Origin of the sequence: Streptomyces sp. NPDC058375 (genome assembly GCF_042723425.1) — a bacterium.
GTDB classification, from domain to species: domain Bacteria; phylum Actinomycetota; class Actinomycetes; order Streptomycetales; family Streptomycetaceae; genus Streptomyces; species Streptomyces durocortorensis.
In genome coordinates this window covers 39441-54497 of the sequence record NZ_JBHXJG010000012.1, presented here as the reverse complement: position 1 = coordinate 54497, position 15057 = coordinate 39441, and the positions used below count along the sequence as shown (strand labels likewise).

General features: G+C 71.8%; 15 protein-coding genes. 7 read left to right on the top strand and 8 right to left on the bottom strand.

Annotated features, from left to right (window positions below):
- Positions 1–61: 61 nt before the first annotated feature.
- Entirely contained in the window at positions 62–328 is a 267-nt protein-coding gene (locus ACFWM7_RS04170; protein WP_383254845.1) for a DUF6269 family protein, read from the bottom strand.
- 158 nt (positions 329–486) lie between these two features.
- Here ACFWM7_RS04170 and ACFWM7_RS04165 point away from each other — a divergent pair, with 158 nt between their 5' ends.
- Positions 487–2073 carry a tryptophan 7-halogenase gene (locus tag ACFWM7_RS04165; RefSeq protein WP_383254841.1) on the top strand — a complete coding sequence of 529 codons (1587 nt, stop codon included), beginning with the start codon at positions 487–489 and terminating at the stop codon, positions 2071–2073.
- Positions 2074–2094: 21 nt separating this feature from the next.
- Here the strand turns inward: ACFWM7_RS04165 and ACFWM7_RS04160 are convergent, their stop codons facing one another.
- Both ACFWM7_RS04160 and ACFWM7_RS04155 read right to left on the bottom strand, forming a co-directional pair.
- Positions 2095–2904, bottom strand: coding sequence for a DUF3558 domain-containing protein (locus ACFWM7_RS04160; RefSeq protein ID WP_383254837.1), 810 nt, complete (start codon positions 2902–2904; stop codon positions 2095–2097).
- 202 nt (positions 2905–3106) lie between these two features.
- On the bottom strand, positions 3107–3982 hold the full coding sequence (locus ACFWM7_RS04155; RefSeq protein ID WP_383254834.1) for a DUF3558 domain-containing protein: 876 nt from the start codon (positions 3980–3982) through the stop codon (positions 3107–3109).
- A 172-nt stretch (positions 3983–4154) separates the two neighbouring features.
- Between ACFWM7_RS04155 and ACFWM7_RS04150 the strand changes: the two genes are divergently transcribed.
- Positions 4155–5348: an RtcB family protein gene (locus ACFWM7_RS04150; RefSeq protein WP_383254831.1), complete on the top strand. Its 1194-nt coding sequence runs from the start codon at positions 4155–4157 to the stop codon at positions 5346–5348.
- 88 nt (positions 5349–5436) lie between these two features.
- Here the strand turns inward: ACFWM7_RS04150 and ACFWM7_RS04145 are convergent, their stop codons facing one another.
- Together ACFWM7_RS04145 and ACFWM7_RS04140 are read right to left on the bottom strand one after the other, a co-directional pair.
- Complete coding sequence (locus ACFWM7_RS04145; RefSeq protein ID WP_383254828.1) at positions 5437–6084, bottom strand: HAD family hydrolase; 648 nt, start codon at positions 6082–6084, stop codon at positions 5437–5439.
- A 227-nt stretch (positions 6085–6311) separates the two neighbouring features.
- Positions 6312–7052, bottom strand: coding sequence for a GntR family transcriptional regulator (locus ACFWM7_RS04140; protein WP_383254826.1), 741 nt, complete (start codon positions 7050–7052; stop codon positions 6312–6314).
- 286 nt (positions 7053–7338) lie between these two features.
- On the opposite strand from ACFWM7_RS04140, the gene ACFWM7_RS04135 reads away from it, so the two are divergent.
- The 5 genes from ACFWM7_RS04135 to ACFWM7_RS04115 are packed head-to-tail and all read left to right on the top strand — an operon-like array spanning position 7339 to position 12388.
- Positions 7339–8487, top strand: coding sequence for an extracellular solute-binding protein (locus ACFWM7_RS04135; RefSeq protein ID WP_383254823.1), 1149 nt, complete (start codon positions 7339–7341; stop codon positions 8485–8487).
- Positions 8488–8489: 2 nt separating this feature from the next.
- The gene (locus ACFWM7_RS04130) at positions 8490–9443 is read left to right on the top strand and encodes an ABC transporter permease (protein WP_383254821.1); all 954 of its coding nucleotides are present in this window, start codon (positions 8490–8492) and stop codon (positions 9441–9443) included.
- Entirely contained in the window at positions 9431–10309 is an 879-nt protein-coding gene (locus tag ACFWM7_RS04125) for an ABC transporter permease (protein ID WP_383254818.1), read from the top strand. The genes ACFWM7_RS04130 and ACFWM7_RS04125 overlap by 13 nt, the downstream gene beginning before the upstream one ends.
- Positions 10306–11379 carry an ABC transporter ATP-binding protein gene (locus tag ACFWM7_RS04120; protein ID WP_383254812.1) on the top strand — a complete coding sequence of 358 codons (1074 nt, stop codon included), beginning with the start codon at positions 10306–10308 and terminating at the stop codon, positions 11377–11379. Before ACFWM7_RS04125 ends, ACFWM7_RS04120 begins: the two co-directional genes overlap by 4 nt.
- A 19-nt stretch (positions 11380–11398) precedes the next feature.
- Positions 11399–12388 (top strand): endonuclease/exonuclease/phosphatase family protein, encoded by a 990-nt coding sequence (locus ACFWM7_RS04115; RefSeq protein WP_383254808.1) that lies wholly within the window; start codon positions 11399–11401, stop codon positions 12386–12388.
- Between the two features lie 61 nt (positions 12389–12449).
- Here ACFWM7_RS04115 and ACFWM7_RS04110 read toward each other — a convergent pair whose 3' ends face one another.
- The 3 genes from ACFWM7_RS04110 to ACFWM7_RS04100 all read right to left on the bottom strand — a co-directional run bounded on the left by ACFWM7_RS04110 (position 12450) and on the right by ACFWM7_RS04100 (position 15051).
- Positions 12450–13208, bottom strand: coding sequence for an SDR family NAD(P)-dependent oxidoreductase (locus ACFWM7_RS04110; protein WP_383254805.1), 759 nt, complete (start codon positions 13206–13208; stop codon positions 12450–12452).
- 149 nt (positions 13209–13357) lie between these two features.
- The gene (locus tag ACFWM7_RS04105; protein ID WP_383254803.1) at positions 13358–14092 is read right to left on the bottom strand and encodes a Mut7-C RNAse domain-containing protein; all 735 of its coding nucleotides are present in this window, start codon (positions 14090–14092) and stop codon (positions 13358–13360) included.
- Between the two features lie 137 nt (positions 14093–14229).
- Positions 14230–15051, bottom strand: a complete 822-nt coding sequence (locus ACFWM7_RS04100) for a DUF6597 domain-containing transcriptional factor (protein WP_383254799.1) — start codon at positions 15049–15051, stop codon at positions 14230–14232.
- Positions 15052–15057: the final 6 nt, after the last annotated feature.

The following is a 15057-nucleotide window of genomic DNA, read 5'->3' as shown; positions in this document are numbered from 1 at the left end:
CCCCGGCCCCGTGTGCCGCCCGTGGTTCCGGGCGGCACACGGGGCGTTCAGCCGTGGGGGATCAGCCGCAGCCGCCCGCGTGCCCCGAGTCCAGGCCGTAGACCGGTATCTCCGCGCTTCTCGCGATACCCGGCACCTCCGCCTCGCCGCCCGGGGCCGCGGAGGCCAGTGCGCTCAGCGCGTCGGCATAGTGGGCCAGCAGTTCCGCCCACGGGGTGGCACTGTCGTGCAGCAGCAATTCCTGATCGCGCGTTCCGCGCTCCTCGATCTCCGCCAGGACTGCCAGTGGATGCCGGACCTGAGGTGTGCCGGATTCGGCCTCGAACATTCTTCCTCCTGAGATGAGTTCCGGGCCCCGTTCAGGTCCCGCATCACCAGGTTCGGCCGCACCGGCATAGGAAATATCCAGCAGATCTGTATGCGTGAATACAGGCCCGTACAGCCCGGATACAGCTGCCGTACATGACAGAGAGGAAGGCTGCTTCCATGGACAGTCACATCACGCGCATCGTTGTCGTGGGCGGCACGGCCGTCGGTTGGACAGCGGCCGCCCGGCTCGCTTCCGCATTCCGCGCGACCGTCTCCATCGCCGTACTGGAGACACCCGATCTGCCCGGCGCGGAAGAAACCTCCCAGGTGGCAGCCGTCGAGCCGGAGTTTCAGCGTGAACTGTTCGACCGGCTCGGGGTTCCGGAAGAAGAATGGATGCGCACCTGCCGGGCATCCTTCAAGGCGGCCGTCCGTTACGTGAATTGGCGCACCGAAGGGCCCGCGGAACTGCCCCCGCGCACTCTGGAGAACGGCAGCCTCGACTATTTCTACGACCCGTGCTCCGGCATTCCGGAATGCGAGGACTCGCTGCTTCTCGACCACTGGCGCAGGCGCAGGGCGAACGGAGAGAGCACCGAGAACTTCGACTACGCGTGTTTCCGCGAGCCGCCTCTCATGGACGCCCGGAAATCACCACGGTGGCTGGACGGCCGACGGGCCTTCCCCTACGGATGGCACGTCGATATCCGCCTGTTCACCGAGTACCTGCGCAATACGGCGACCGGCCGCTTCGGCGTCCGGACGCTCCGCGGCACCCCACGGACCGCGGAGCGCGACGAGCGGGGAATGCTCACCGCCCTGCACACCGCCGAAGGGCACAGGGTGCCGGGGGATCTCTTCCTCGACTGCACCGGACCGGAGGGCCTGGTCCTCGCCGGAATCCTGCGCGAGCCGTACCTCGACGCCCCCGACCGGCCGAGGTGCGACCGGGCGGTCGCCGTCACCGTCCCGTACGACCGCACCGAGCGCGACGTCGACCCCTTCACGACCGCCACCGCGCTGCCGTCCGGCTGGACCTGGAAGATGCCCCTGGTGGACGGCTTCGAGGCGGGCCACGCCTACCCGGGTGACCGGACCGGGCCGGACGAGGCGGCGCGCACCCTGTGCGCCCTGTGGGGGCTGCGGCCCGAGCACACCACTGTGCGCCACACCGCCCCGCGGACCGGGCACAGCCGCCGCGCGTGGGTGAAGAACTGCGTCGCCCTGGGTCCGGCGGCCGACGCCCGCGACCCCCTGGCGGGCGGACCGCTGAGCGGGGTCCTCAAGGCACTGGACCGGCTGGTGCGGGACTTTCCCGCCCTCCAGGACCGGGACGGGCCCGCGGCCCGCTTCAACCGTGCCGTAGCGACCGGCTCCGCACGGGCCCGGGACTTCGCTCAGTTGCTGCACCACACGTCCCCCCGGGCGGACACGCCGTACTGGAGCGCCCGGCGCGCGGCTCCGCTCTCGCCGGAGCTCGCGGAGTGCCTGGCGGCACACAGCGCGGCCCTGACCCCCGAGCGCCACGAACTGCGGTACGCGGGAGTGCTGGCCGCGCTCGCACCGGGCGGTCGGACCTTCCGGGCGTCCCTCGCCCACCGGCAGGACGCCCGCGAGGTGGCCGACGCGCACTTCGTCCGGATCAAGCGTCAGCAGCACATCCTGCTGGAGACGCTGCCCACGGCGGGCCAGTACCTGAGCAGGCTCCACGTCCGCCCCACGGCGCAGCGCGCCGACCGGACGGCGCGGACTGCCCGGTACTGACCGCCCCGGTGGTCAGCCGGCCTAGGAGTCGCCCTTCGCGCCCCCCGACTCCTTCTTCGTGTCCTCGGCCTTCGCGTCCCCGTCGTCGCCCTTCGCCGGGGGAGCGTCCTTGGCGCCCGCGCTCTTCTCGACCGCGGCGATCGCTTCCTTCGCCGCCTTCTGGGCGCCCTTGACGATGTCCCCGGAGGAGGGCGTCTTCGCACCCGCGTAGCCCGCGCCGTTGTAGGTCAGGGTGACGACGACATTGCCCGTGCGCGCCACGACGGTGGCGTACGCGAAGTCCTCGTCCGTCTTGCTGAGGCCGTACGTGACGAGCGTGGCCTCCTCGCCGATGCCGGCCGTGGGCTCCGCGGCGACCTTCTCGGCGCCCTCGGCGGCCTTCGTCTTGGCGATCTGCTTCGTGTAGTCGGCGGTGGCCCGCTCGGCGCCGCTGCCCAGCGACTGGTCCGAGTCGAACCGGGTGTAGCCGACGTCCAGCCAGCGGTACTGCGAGCCCTTGACGCCCTGGTCGTCCAGGCCGTTCCAGGAGCAGCTGCTACGGACCGACAGGTCGGAGGACCCGCCGGCCGTGCCGCCCTTCTTCTTGGCCTCGGGCACCAGGTCCTCGATCGTCTTCTTCGCGATCGAGGCGCACGGGTCGGGCAGATCGGTGAACTTCGCCGCCTCGACGGTGGGCTCCGACGACTTGGCGCCGGCCGTGCCGGACGACGAGGAGCCCGCGTTCTTCTTGCCGTCGGAGCCGGAGTCCGACGAGCAGCCGACGGCTACGAGCATCACCGGAACGGCGGCGCAGGCGAGGATGCGGGACAGGCGCGGGGCAGATCGGTGCATGGTTCCTTCACTCGGATGGCACGGAGCTCTCGGTGCTGGAGGTCTCGGTTCGTGCGGTGTACGGGCGGGCTCGGTAGCGGGTCGGTACGTCTTCCGGACAGCCACGGTACGACGGGCGGCGGGCGTCCCGCGCCGCCGCCGAGGGCCCCCGGGGACCGGAAACCCGGCCGGTGGGAGCCCCTCGGAGGGGGGCGGAGGGGGCCTATTCGCTGAGCGCCTCGGCCAGCTTCCGGGCCAGTGCCTGGGCCTTCTCCTGAAGTTCCCTGCCGTCGGGCGCCTGCGTGATGAGGGCCGGCTGCTCGGCGTACCGGACGGTCACGACCACGTTCGATGTGCGGAATACCACGCTCACCGTGTGGCGCTGTGCGGTGGAACCTGCCCGAGTGGGCAGATCCTGCAGAAATGCGGCATCTCCGAGGCCGTCGAGGACGCGCGAGGGCAGGGCGTCCTCCGGACTGCCGCTGCTCCCGCCGCTCCCGCCGGTGTCCCCGGAGGACGAGGGGCCCGCCGAGGCCGTGGCGTCGTCGTCTCCCGCCGGGTCCTCGGACTTCCCCGCGCCCTCCTCCTCCTTCTCCTGCTTCTCGCCCTTCTCGTCCTTCCCGTCCGGGGTTCCGGAGCTCTTCTCCGCGTCCGGCCCGGGTGTCACCGAGGACGACAGGCCCGCGGCCTTCTCCTTCTTCGCGTACACCGTGTCCGCGCGGTCGTCGTCGCTGACCGCGGGGTCGTAGGAGACGACGCGCTCGAAGTCGATGGCGAGGCTCCGCGTGGCGTTCGGCGCGTCGGACTTCCAGCTGCACCCGACCTTGCGGTCGGTGTCGTACGTGACGGCCGCCGATCCGCGGAACACCTTCTCCTGCTGGTCCCCGGGCAGTTCGGCGGCGCCGGGCAGCAGGTCCTTCAGCGTCGCACGCGGCACGGCGCGGCAGGGGGCGGGCAGGGTCAGGTACTTGCCGGGCGGCGCGGGGGTGACCGTCGGGCTGCCCGCCTTGCTGTCGGCGCCGTTCGCGTCGCTGTCGGCGCCGGCGCTGCAGCCGACGGCGAACGCTGCGAGAAGCGCGACGCCGGGTACGTACGCCATGTGTCGCACCGTCCCAGGCTCCCTTCGGTACGGAAAACGAGTTGCCGCTCCAAGGCGGCCGATGGACACAATGTGTATCGCACGCGCCGCTGTGAATGCCGGTCGGCCGACGGGTTTGCCGACCTTGGCACCGGTTTTGCGCTTTCAGTCTTTTCGGGGGAATCGAGGAGTTATGTCGTACGTAGAGGTGCCGGGGGCGAAGGTCCCCATCCGGATGTGGGCGGACCCCGCGTCGGTCGAGGACGGGGCGATGCAGCAGCTGCGCAACGTCTCCACGCTGCCCTGGATCAAGGGTCTGGCGGTCATGCCGGACGTCCACTTCGGCAAGGGGGCGACGGTCGGTTCGGTGATCGCGATGCAGGGCGCGGTGTGCCCGGCCGCGGTGGGGGTGGACATCGGCTGCGGGATGTCGGCGGTGAAGACGTCCCTCACCGCGAACGATCTTCCCGGCGACCTGTCACGGCTCCGCTCCAAGATCGAGCAGGCCATTCCGGTCGGCCGGGGGATGCACGGCGACGCGGTGGACCCGGGAAGGCTGCACGGGTTCCCGACGGCGGGCTGGGACGACTTCTGGGGACGGTTCGGGGGGATCGCGGAAGCGGTCAAGTTCCGTCAGGAACGCGCCACGAAGCAGATGGGAACGCTGGGCTCGGGCAACCACATGATCGAGTTCTGCCTCGACAGCGAGGGGGCGGTGTGGCTGATGCTGCACTCCGGCTCCCGCAACATCGGCAAGGAGCTCGCCGAGCACCACATCGGCATCGCGCAGAAGCTTCCGCACAATCAGGGCCTCGTCGACCGGGACCTGGCCGTTTTCATCTCGGAGACCCCGCAGATGGCCGACTACCGGAACGATCTGTACTGGGCGCAGGAGTACGCGAAGTACAACCGCGCGATCATGATGGCGCTCTTCAAGGACGTGGTCCGCAGGGAGTTCAAGAAGGCGAAGCCGGTCTTCGATCAGGAGATCTCCTGCCACCACAACTACGTGGCGGAGGAGCGGTACGACGGAGCGGACCTGCTCGTCACCCGTAAGGGAGCGATCCGCGCCGGCTCCGGAGAGTACGGGATCATCCCCGGCTCGATGGGCACCAGCTCGTACATCGTGAAGGGCCTCGGCAACGAGAAGGCGTTCAACTCGGCCTCGCACGGCGCCGGCCGCCGGATGAGCCGGGGCGCGGCCAAGCGTCGCTTCACGGTGCGGGACCTGGAGGAGCAGACCCGGGGCGTGGAGTGCCGCAAGGACTCCGGCGTCCTGGACGAGATCCCGGCGGCGTACAAGCCGATCGAGCAGGTCATGGAGCAGCAGCGGGACCTGGTCGAGGTCGTCGCGAAGCTCAAGCAGGTCATCTGCATCAAGGGCTGAGGTGGGGGCGATGCGGCCCGGTCACCCGCACGAGTGATCGAGGGCCGTGGCGTGGGGCGCGGGTCCGCGGGATTGCCGGGCCGTGGCCCTAAGCCGCCTCCGTCAGGTCCGCCTCCGTCAGGGAGGCGACCAGGACCGTGCGCGGGCCCGGTTCGATGCCGGGCACCGACGGGACGGCGAGCAGACGGCACCCGGCGGCCAGTGCGGCGGCGGCGCCCGTGGGGGTGTCCTCGACGGCCAGGCAGTCCTGCGGGGCCACGCCGAGCGCGGCCGCCGCGGCCAGGTACGGGTCGGGGTGCGGCTTTCCCAGCGCCGTCTCGCCCGAGGCGACCGAGGTGTCGAAGCGGTGCCGGCCCAGGGTGTCGAGCACCAGGTCCGCCACGTGCCGCTCGGACGCGGTCACCAGGGCCGTCGGTACGCCGAGTGCGCGCGCCCGGTCCAGGAGCCGGAGAGCGCCGGGCTGGACGGTCACGCCGGCCGCCACCCGCGCGGTGAACTCCCGGTCGAGCAGGGCGGCCGCCTCCGCCTCCGGCAGGGCGGTGAGGCCGCCGCGTACGAGCAGGGCGGCCGCGTCGGCCAGCGCGGCGCCCGCGAAGGGGGCGAGGGTGTCCGCGTCGGCCGGGGAGCTCTGCGAGCGGAGGAAGCCGGCGACGGTGTCCAGCCAGGCGTGCTCGGTGTCGACGAGGGTGCCGTCCATGTCGCACAACAGGGCGGCGGGGCGGGGGAGCGGGGGCATACGGGGCTCGCTGTTCCTGGGGCTGGAGGGGGCGGGGTGTCCCCGGGCGGGGATTGGCAGCTGTGGGCGGGTGGGCGCTGCGTACGGGCTGCGTGGGGCTCGTGCGGGCCTGCATAGGGCCTGCGCGGGGCTCGTACGGGCTGCGTACGGGTTGCGCGGGGCTCGTACGGGCTGCGTACGGGTTGCGTGGGGCCCCGTACGGGCTGCGTACGGGGCCCTGCCGGGGTTCAGTCCGGTGCCGTGCGCACCAGCGGGTTCGCCTGGACCGAGTTGCGTACGGTGAACACCACCGAGTCCGGCTTGTAGCGGTCGTCCGACGTCTCGACCGGGCGGCCGTCCGGGGTGGTCGTGGTGCGGCGGACCCGCAGCAGCGGTGCGCCGCGCCGTACGCCCAGTTCCCGGGCGTCCGTGGTGCCCGCGGCGATCGCGTCCAGGTGGTGTTCGCCGTGGCTCATGACCACCCCGGCCTCCTCGTACAGGCTCTGGGTGACCGACTCGCAGTCGTCCGGGAGGCGTTCGACGGCCTCCACGACCCACCCGGCGTACACCGTGCGCTCCAGGAGCGCCGGTTCGCCGTCCAGGGTGCGGACCCGGAAGACGTGCAGGACCGGGTCGCCGGGGGCGAGGTGGAGCTGGGCGGCCTCGGCCTCGGTGGCCTTGGCGCGGCGGGAGCCGCGGACGAGGCCGCCGGGGGTGCGGCCGCCCGCCCGGGCCCACTGGGCGAAGCTGCGCAGTTCGGTGAAGCTCTGGCTGGGCGTGGTGGACAGGACGGTCCGGCGGGCGCCCTGCCGGGATCCGATCAGGCCCTCCGACTGGAGCGTGCCGAAGGCCTGCCGGAGGGTGCCCCTGGACACCCCGTGGGCCAGGGCGAGTTCGGACTCGGACGGCAGCTCGGAGCCCACGGGGTAGGTGCCGTCGGCGATGGCGAGGCGCAGCTCCTCGGCGATCTGCTGGTGCCGTCGGGTCACGTCTCTCCTTGGGGGCGCCGGGCGATGGCCAGGGGTGATCATGCCATCCGCGTGAGTGTTCCGCATCTTCCATACTGCGCGCAGTGGGTGTACCTCTCGGCCAGAGCGAACCCTGCGCCTTACCAGTTTGGCCGAACGTAAACCAACGTCTTGATAACGCTTCTGACCTGCACTTTTTCCTTGTCGAAGCCTTTACCTGCCGGTCACCTGGCTGCTAGCTTCACCTGGCTTACTGACGATGGCTTGTCCATACAGGTGGCTCGCCGCAGACCCAGGAGTACGCATCGTGAAGGCACACCATCCCCGCCGCGTTCTGACCGCCGCGGCCCTCGCCGGCCTCACCGCCCTGGTGGCCACCGGCTGTGGCTCCGCACCCGACAACGCCGGTGCGCAGAACAGCAAGGCCGCGAAGGCCGAGTCGGCCGCGGACCTCGGCGGTATGGAGAAGCTCGTCGCGGCGGCGGAGAAGGAGGGCAAGCTCAACGTCTACGCCCTCGCGCCGGACTGGGCCAACTACGGCGAGATGATCGCGGCCTTCGAGAAGAAGTACGCCATCGAGGTCAACAACGAGGACCCGGGCGGCAGCAGCCAGGGCGCGCTGAACGCGGCGGCCAAGCGCAAGGGCCAGGCCCGCGCCGTCGACGCGCTGGACCTCGGCACCTCGTACATGCAGGACGCCAAGAAGCAGGGTCTGCTCGCCCCGTACAAGGTCGAGGGCTGGGACGGCATCCCGGACGCGCAGAAGCAGCCGGACGCCTCCTTCATGAACAACTACGGCGGCTTCATATCCATCGGCTGTGACGCCAAGGCCGTGAAGAACTGCCCCGAGACGTTCAAGGATCTGCTGAAGCCCGAGTACCGGAACAAGGTCGCGCTCAACGGCGACCCGACCGAGTCCAGCTCCGCGCTGGCCGCGGTCGTCGCGGCGTCGCTGGCCAACGGCGGATCCCTGGACGACGCGCAGAAGGGTCTCGACTTCTTCCGGGAGCTGAAGAAGAAGGGCAACTTCGTCCCCGCGAAGTCCACGCTCGCCACCATCCAGCAGGGCGAGACACCGATCTCGATCGACTGGGACTACCTCAACCTGGGGTACGGCCAGAAGCTGGAGCCCAAGGGCGTCGACTGGCAGGTCGTGGTGCCCGCCGACGGCCTGTACTCGCGCTACTACAACCAGGGCGTCAACAAGCACGCCCCGCACCCGGCCGCCGCCCGCCTGTGGCTGGAGTTCGTCTACAGCCCCGAGGGCCAGAACATCTGGCTGAAGGGCTTCTCGCGCCCGGCGCTGCTGGAGGCGATGAAGAAGGACGGCACCGCCGACAAGGCCGCCGTCGCCCAGATCCCCGAGGTCCACGGCACTCCGCAGGAGCCGACCGTGGACCAGGAGGCGAAGGCCAAGGAGACGGTCGTCCAGGGCTGGGGCAAGGCGGTCAGCTGACCATGCCCGAACAGACCGCACTTCCCGTCCCCGCCGCGGGCCCCGTGCCCGTGGCGGGCGCGGCCGCCCCCGTGCCGCCCGCTCCGGCCGGCCGGGCCGGCGGCCCCCGCCGCAGCGCGCGGCGGCACCGGTGGCCCGTCGTCGTCCCCTTCTTCACGTTTCTCGCGGTGTGCTTCGGGCTGCCCGCCGGGACCATGGTGTACGGGGCGTTCACCGTCCTGGACCCGGAGAGCGGTGCGAGCCGTTTCTCCACGGAGAACGTCAGCGGGTCGCTGTCCGGCGCGTACGCCACCGGGCTGACCGGGAGCGTCGAACTCTCCCTGTTCACCGCCTTGTTGGCTACCGTCATCGGCACCCTCATCGCCCAGGCCGTCGTCACCTCGTCGCGGCCGGCGCTGCGCGGGATCGTCGTCTCCGCGAGCGGGGTGCTCGCCAACTTCTCCGGCGCGCCGCTCGCCTTCGCGTTCATCGCGACGCTCGGGACGACCGGTACAGTCACCCAGCTGTTCCACCTGGACCGGACCGGCTTCAGCCTCTACAGCTTCACCGGACTGGTGCTGGCCTACCTCTACTTCATGGTCCCGCTGATGGTGGTGACCGTGCTGCCCGCCCTCGACGGGCTGCGCTCCCAGTGGCAGGAGGCCGCCGCGTCCTGCGGGGCGACCCGCGCGCAGTACTGGCGTCACGTCGGGATCCCGGTGCTGACGCCGTCGCTGCTCGGCGGCGCGGTGCTGATGTTCGGTACGGCGTTCGCCTCGCACGCCACGGCCGCCGTGATGGTCGGCTCCTCGCAGCCGCTGATCACCATTCAGATCGCCAACGCCCTCAACGGCAACGTCCTGGTGGGCCAGGAGAACCTCGCCCTCGCCATGAGCCTCAACATGGTCGTGATCGCGCTGCTCGTGATGGCCGTACAGATACCGCTGCAGCGCAGGAGTGCCCGATGGCTCGGATGAAGTTCACCTCGCGGGCCGTCGTCCTGCCGCTGGCCGCGCTGTACTTCCTGGTGCCCATCGGCGCCTCGATCTGGTTCAGCGTCAACGAGGTCGAGGGCATCAGCTTCGACGCGTACACCCAGGGGCTGGGCACCGAGGGGCTGACCACCAGCCTGATGCTCTCGGTACGCCTGGGCCTGGCCACCATCGTCTGCGGACTGCTCCTGATGGTGCCGACCCTGGTCGCGGTCGCGCTCTATCTGCCCGGGCTGCGCCGGACCGTCGAGATCCTGTGCATGATGCCGCTGGTCGTGCCGCCGATCGCGCTGGTCGCGGGCGTCACCACGGTGCTGTCCTGGGAACAGGACCTGGCCGACACGCCCTTCTACATGACCTTCCAGATGCTGCGGGACGAGAACTTCCCGCTGGTCCTCGTCCTCGTCTACACGGTCATGTCGCTGCCGTTCCTGTACCGCTCGCTGGACGCCGGGCTGCGCGCCGTCGACCTGCGCACCCTCGTCGAGGCCGCCCGCTCGCTCGGTGCGTCCCGGCTCCAGACCCTGTGGCAGGTGATCGTGCCGAACCTGCGGGCCGCCGTGGTGGGCGGCGCGGTGCTCAGCCTGGCCATGGTGCTCGGCGAGTACACCGTCGCCTCCGTGCTCTCCTACCGCCCGTTCTCCGTATGGATGGTGGAGATCAAGGACTCCGAGGCCCAACTGTCGGTGGCCGCCGCGATGCTGAGCCTGCTGATCACCTGGGGGCTGCTGCTCCTGCTCACCACCCTCGCCGGAGGTCGCAGCCGCCGCCGTACGCGCAGGGACTCCGTCCGCGAGAACCGGGACCACGAGAACCGGGACCGCGAGAACCGAAAGAAGACCGTGTCATGACCGTCCCCGTGCAACTCAAGCAACTGCGCCGCAAGTTCAGCTCGACGGTCGCGCTCGACGGACTCGACCTGGACATCGCCCCCGGCGAACTGGTCGCCCTGCTCGGCCCGTCCGGCTGCGGCAAGACCACCGCGCTGCGCATCATCGCGGGCTTCGAGACCGCGGACGGCGGCGAACTGCTGATGGACGGCGAGGACGTCACCTCGGTCCCGGCCCACCGTCGTGACATCGGCATGGTCTTCCAGTCGTACAGCCTGTTCCCGAACATGACGGCCGCCGAGAACATCGCGTACGGCCTGCGGGTACGGGGCCGGGGCGCCGCCGAACGCAAGGGGCGGGCGGCCGAGTTGCTGGAGCTGGTCGGCCTGCCCGGCCGCGAGGACCACTACCCGCACCAGCTCTCCGGCGGCCAGCAGCAGCGCGTCGCCCTCGCCCGTGCCCTGGCCGTCCGGCCCAAGGTGCTGCTCCTCGACGAGCCGCTGTCCGCCCTGGACGCCAAGGTGCGGCTCAGCCTCCGCGAGGAGATCCGGCGCATCCAACTCGACCTCGGCATCACCACCGTCTTCGTCACCCACGACCAGGAGGAGGCGCTGTCCATGGCGGACCGTGTCGCCGTGATGAAGGACGGGCGGCTCGAACAGTGCGCCGCGCCCGGCGAGTTGTACGACCGCCCGGCCACGCCGTTCGTCGCCGAGTTCGTCGGGACCATGAACCGGCTGCCGGGCACCGTCCGGGACGGCGGGGTCGTCGAGCTGTTCGGGCGGCGGCTGCCCATCCACGGTGAGAGGCCCGCCGCCGGCGCCGAGGTCGACGTCCTGCTGCGCCCCGAGGGGCTGGCGGTCGGGGCCGCCGACGACGCGGCGGGCACCCCCGCGACCGTCCGGGTGGCGACCTTCCTCGGTCCCACCACCCGGCTGCACCTCACCACCGACTCCGGGGCCGCGTGCAAGGCCGACCTGCCCAGCTGGGAGGCGACCGCGCTGGTCCCGGGAACGCGCTGCACGATCACCCCGCACGAGAACCCCGTGCTCGTCGCCGAGCGAGCCGTCGCCCCGTCCCTCAAGGTGTAAGTGAAGGAGTGAGCAACCAGTGAGTGCCCAGCGCCGTATTCTCCTGGCCGGCACCGCAGCGGCCGTCGCCCTCGTGGCGACCGCGGCCGTCGCGGTCGCCGGCCCCGTGGCCGAGTCCGACGAGGCCGCGAAGCCCGCGCGGCCGGCCGCCGCGAGCGAGCTGCGCGTCATGACCCTGAACCTCTGGCACGGCGGTGCCAAGGTCGACGGCGGTCTGGCCAAGCAGCTCGCCGTCATCAAGAAGCACCGGCCCGACGTGGTCGGACTCCAGGAGACCTCCGGGCACTCCGCGCGGGAGATCGCAAGGGAACTGGGCTGGGACCACTGGCAGTCCGACGCGGACCTCGGCATCATCAGCCGCTTCCCGTTCACCTCCGAGGTCGAGACCAGCCAGGCCGCGGCGGGCGTCCGCATCCGGATCGACGAGGCCACCGGCCAGGAGGTCGAACTCTGGACGGCCCACCTCGGCTACGACCCGTACGGTCCGTACGACGCCTGCTTCGACAGGATGCCGGTCGAGGAGATCTTCCAGCGGGAGGCGCAGTCCGGCCGCACCCCGCAGGCCGAGGCCATCGCCAAGGACCTCGCGCCGAAGATCGCCGCCGCCGACGAGACGCCGGTGCTGCTGGTCGGCGACTTCAACACGCCCTCGCACCTGGACTGGACCGAGGCGACCACGGACAGTCACTGCGGTTACGGCCAGGTGGACTGGCCCGTCACCAAGACCTTCGAGGCCGCCGGTCTGAAGGACTCCTTCCGGGAGGCCAACCCGGACCCGGCGGCGGTGCCCGGCAACACCTGGTCGCCGGTCTACCCGAAGCACGAGGGCTCCACGGGCGTCGACGAGCCGCAGGACCGTATCGACTTCATCGACTACGCGGGCAGCAAGCTGACGGTGAAGGACTCGGTGTCCTTCGTCGAGGGCGACCCGAAGCCGGTCCCGGACCAGGCCGGCAACGCATGGCCGACGGACCATGCTGCGGTGCTGACGACGTTCACGGTGGGCTGACGCACGGCCGACAGGGGCCCGGGACCGGTACGCCGGTCCCGGGCCCCCATCGCTCACCGGCTCACTGCGTGCGGTGGACCTTCGTGTTGGAGGCCTGGGCGCGGGGGCGGACCACCAGCAGGTCGATGTTGACGTGGCTGGGCCGGGTGACGGCCCAGCCGATCGTGTCGGCCACGTCCTCGGCGGTCAGCGGGGCGTCGACGCCCGCGTAGACCTTGGCCGCCTTCTCGGTGTCGCCGCGGAAGCGGGTGGTGGCGAACTCCTCTGTCCTGACCATGCCGGGGGCCACCTCGATGACGCGGACCGGGGTGCCGACGATCTCCAGGCGCAGGGTCTCGGCCAGGACGTGTTCGCCGTGCTTGGCCGCGACGTACCCGCCGCCGCCCTCGTACGCGGACAGCGCCGCGGTCGAGGAGAGGATCACGATCGTGCCGTCGCCGCTCGCGGTGAGCGCGGGCAGCAGGGCCTGGGTGACGTTGAGCGTGCCGATCACATTGGTCTCGTACATCTGCCGCCAGTCGGCGGGGGCGCCGGTCGCGACCGGGTCGGCCCCGAGCGCCCCGCCCGCGTTGTTGATGAGGACGGCGAGGGAGCGGAACGCGGTGGCGAACTCGTCGACCGCGGCCCGGTCGGTGACGTCCAGCGCGTACGCCGTCGCCTGGTGGCCGGCCTCGGTGAGCTCGGCGGCCAGCGCCTCGATGCGGTCCTTGCGGCGGGCGGTCAGCACGACGCGGAAGCCTTCGGCGGCCAGCGTACGGGCGGTCGCGGCGCCGATGCCGCTGCTCGCGCCGGTGACGACGGCGATGGGGGTGGCGGCCATGGCGGATCTCTCCTCGGACTGCTGATGCGGACTGCTGATCGGGTACGGGCCAAGGATAGGCAGGCGTCGCGGGCCGTCCCGGGCGCGGGCGTACGCGGTGCGCGGGCCGGGCGTGCGCGGCGCGCGAGGCAGGTGTGCGCGGTGCGCCGTTACGCCGCCGCGCCCCCGAACTCGCGGACCGCCTCGGAGACGATCGTCTCCAGATGACCGTGGTGGGCGCCGCGCCAGTACACCCGGGAGCACTCCGTGCACTGGGCGAACACGTCGTACGCCTGCTGCGTGCCGTGCTCCAGCAGTCCGCTCACCGAGTCCTTCGACGCCCCGGCCAGGGTGCCGTTGCACGCGGTGCAGCGGGTCCACGGGTCCAGGACCGGAGCGAAGCGGCCGAGGACGTCGCGGAGCTGCTCCTTGGGGCGGTCGCTGTAGACGTACGCCCCCGCCCAGAGCTCGCGGCGGCGCAGCAGCCCCCGGTCCCGGGAGAGCAGGACGCGCCGCTCGCGCGCGGAGAGGGCGGCCAGGGCGGGATCGCCGATGTCCTCGCTCTCGTACGCCGCGTCGACGCCCAGGAGCCGCAGCCGGCGGGCCAGTGTGCCGAGGTGGACGTCGAGGAGGAAGCGCAGAGGTGCGCCGGGGACGCGCTGGGGGCGTTCCACGGCGCGTACGTCGACGTGTTCGCCGGGTCCTGGCACGTGCGAGCGGGCCACCGGGCCGCCGTTCACCAGCAGCGTTCCGGCCTCGGTGAGCGGGACGCCGAGGGACTCGATGACATGGCCGAGGGTCGAGGAGCCGTCCGTGACGAGGGGCGTGGGCCCGCCCCGGCGGTCGTGCGGGACGAAGAGCCGCAGCTCAGGGGCTACTTCGAGGGTGATCTCGGGTCCGTTCACCCGGTCAGGATGCCACCGGGGCGGGACGGGCGGCCAGGGATTTCGCGGGGCGCGCGGGTGTGCGTGACCGGCCTCCGTCCGACGCGTGCCGACGCCGTCACCGCGGGGCGAACACCGTCAGGGCGGGGCGAACACCGTCAGCGCGGGGCGAACGCCGTCGGGGGCACGCCGACCGTCGCGGTGAAGTCCCGCACCAGATGGGCCTGGTCGCTGTAGCCGAGGTCCGCCGCGAGCCGCGCCCAGTCGACGGCCGGCCCGGATGCGGCGGCCTCCAGCGCCTCGTGGATGCGGTAGCGGAGGATGACCCACTTCGGGCCGACGCCGACGTACGCGGAGAAGAGCCGTTGCAGGGAGCGGGCGGAGAGCCCGGCGTCCCGGGCGAGCGCGTCGACCCGGAGCACCGTGCGGTCCGTGCGCACCCGGTCGGCGACGGCCATCGCGAGGGTCGCCCGGGGATCGGGGCGAGGCTCCAGGGCCAGCAGGAAGGCGTCCATCGCCGCGACCCGGGCGTCCTCGTCGTCCGGGTCCAGGACGGCGTCGACGGGCGGCGGCAGGCGCAGTACGCCGGCGGCGTCGGCCCGCACCCCGGTCCACGCGGAGACCGGCCGCCCGGGGGCGAACGGGCGGAAGCCACCGGGCCGGAACTGCGTCCCGCAGACCCGGCCGCGCCCGGCCAGCTTCCGGGTGAAGAGCCCGGGGTCGACGCCCGCGACCTCGGCGTACCCGGACCGCTCCCGGGGGCTGTCCCCGCCCTCGTACCGCTGGAGGACCAGGTTCACCGACGGGTGCGGGACGACGTGCGCGGCGTACGGCTCGGTGAGGTCCCAGTCGACCAGCCAGTAGTGCTCCAGGTACGGGCGCAGCGCGGCGGCTGGCTCGCGGCGGCGGAAGCGCACGTGGGCGAAGAGGTCCGGGGCGTCGACGATGCCCCGGGTGTCGCGGCGGGGTCCGGCGGCCATGACCAC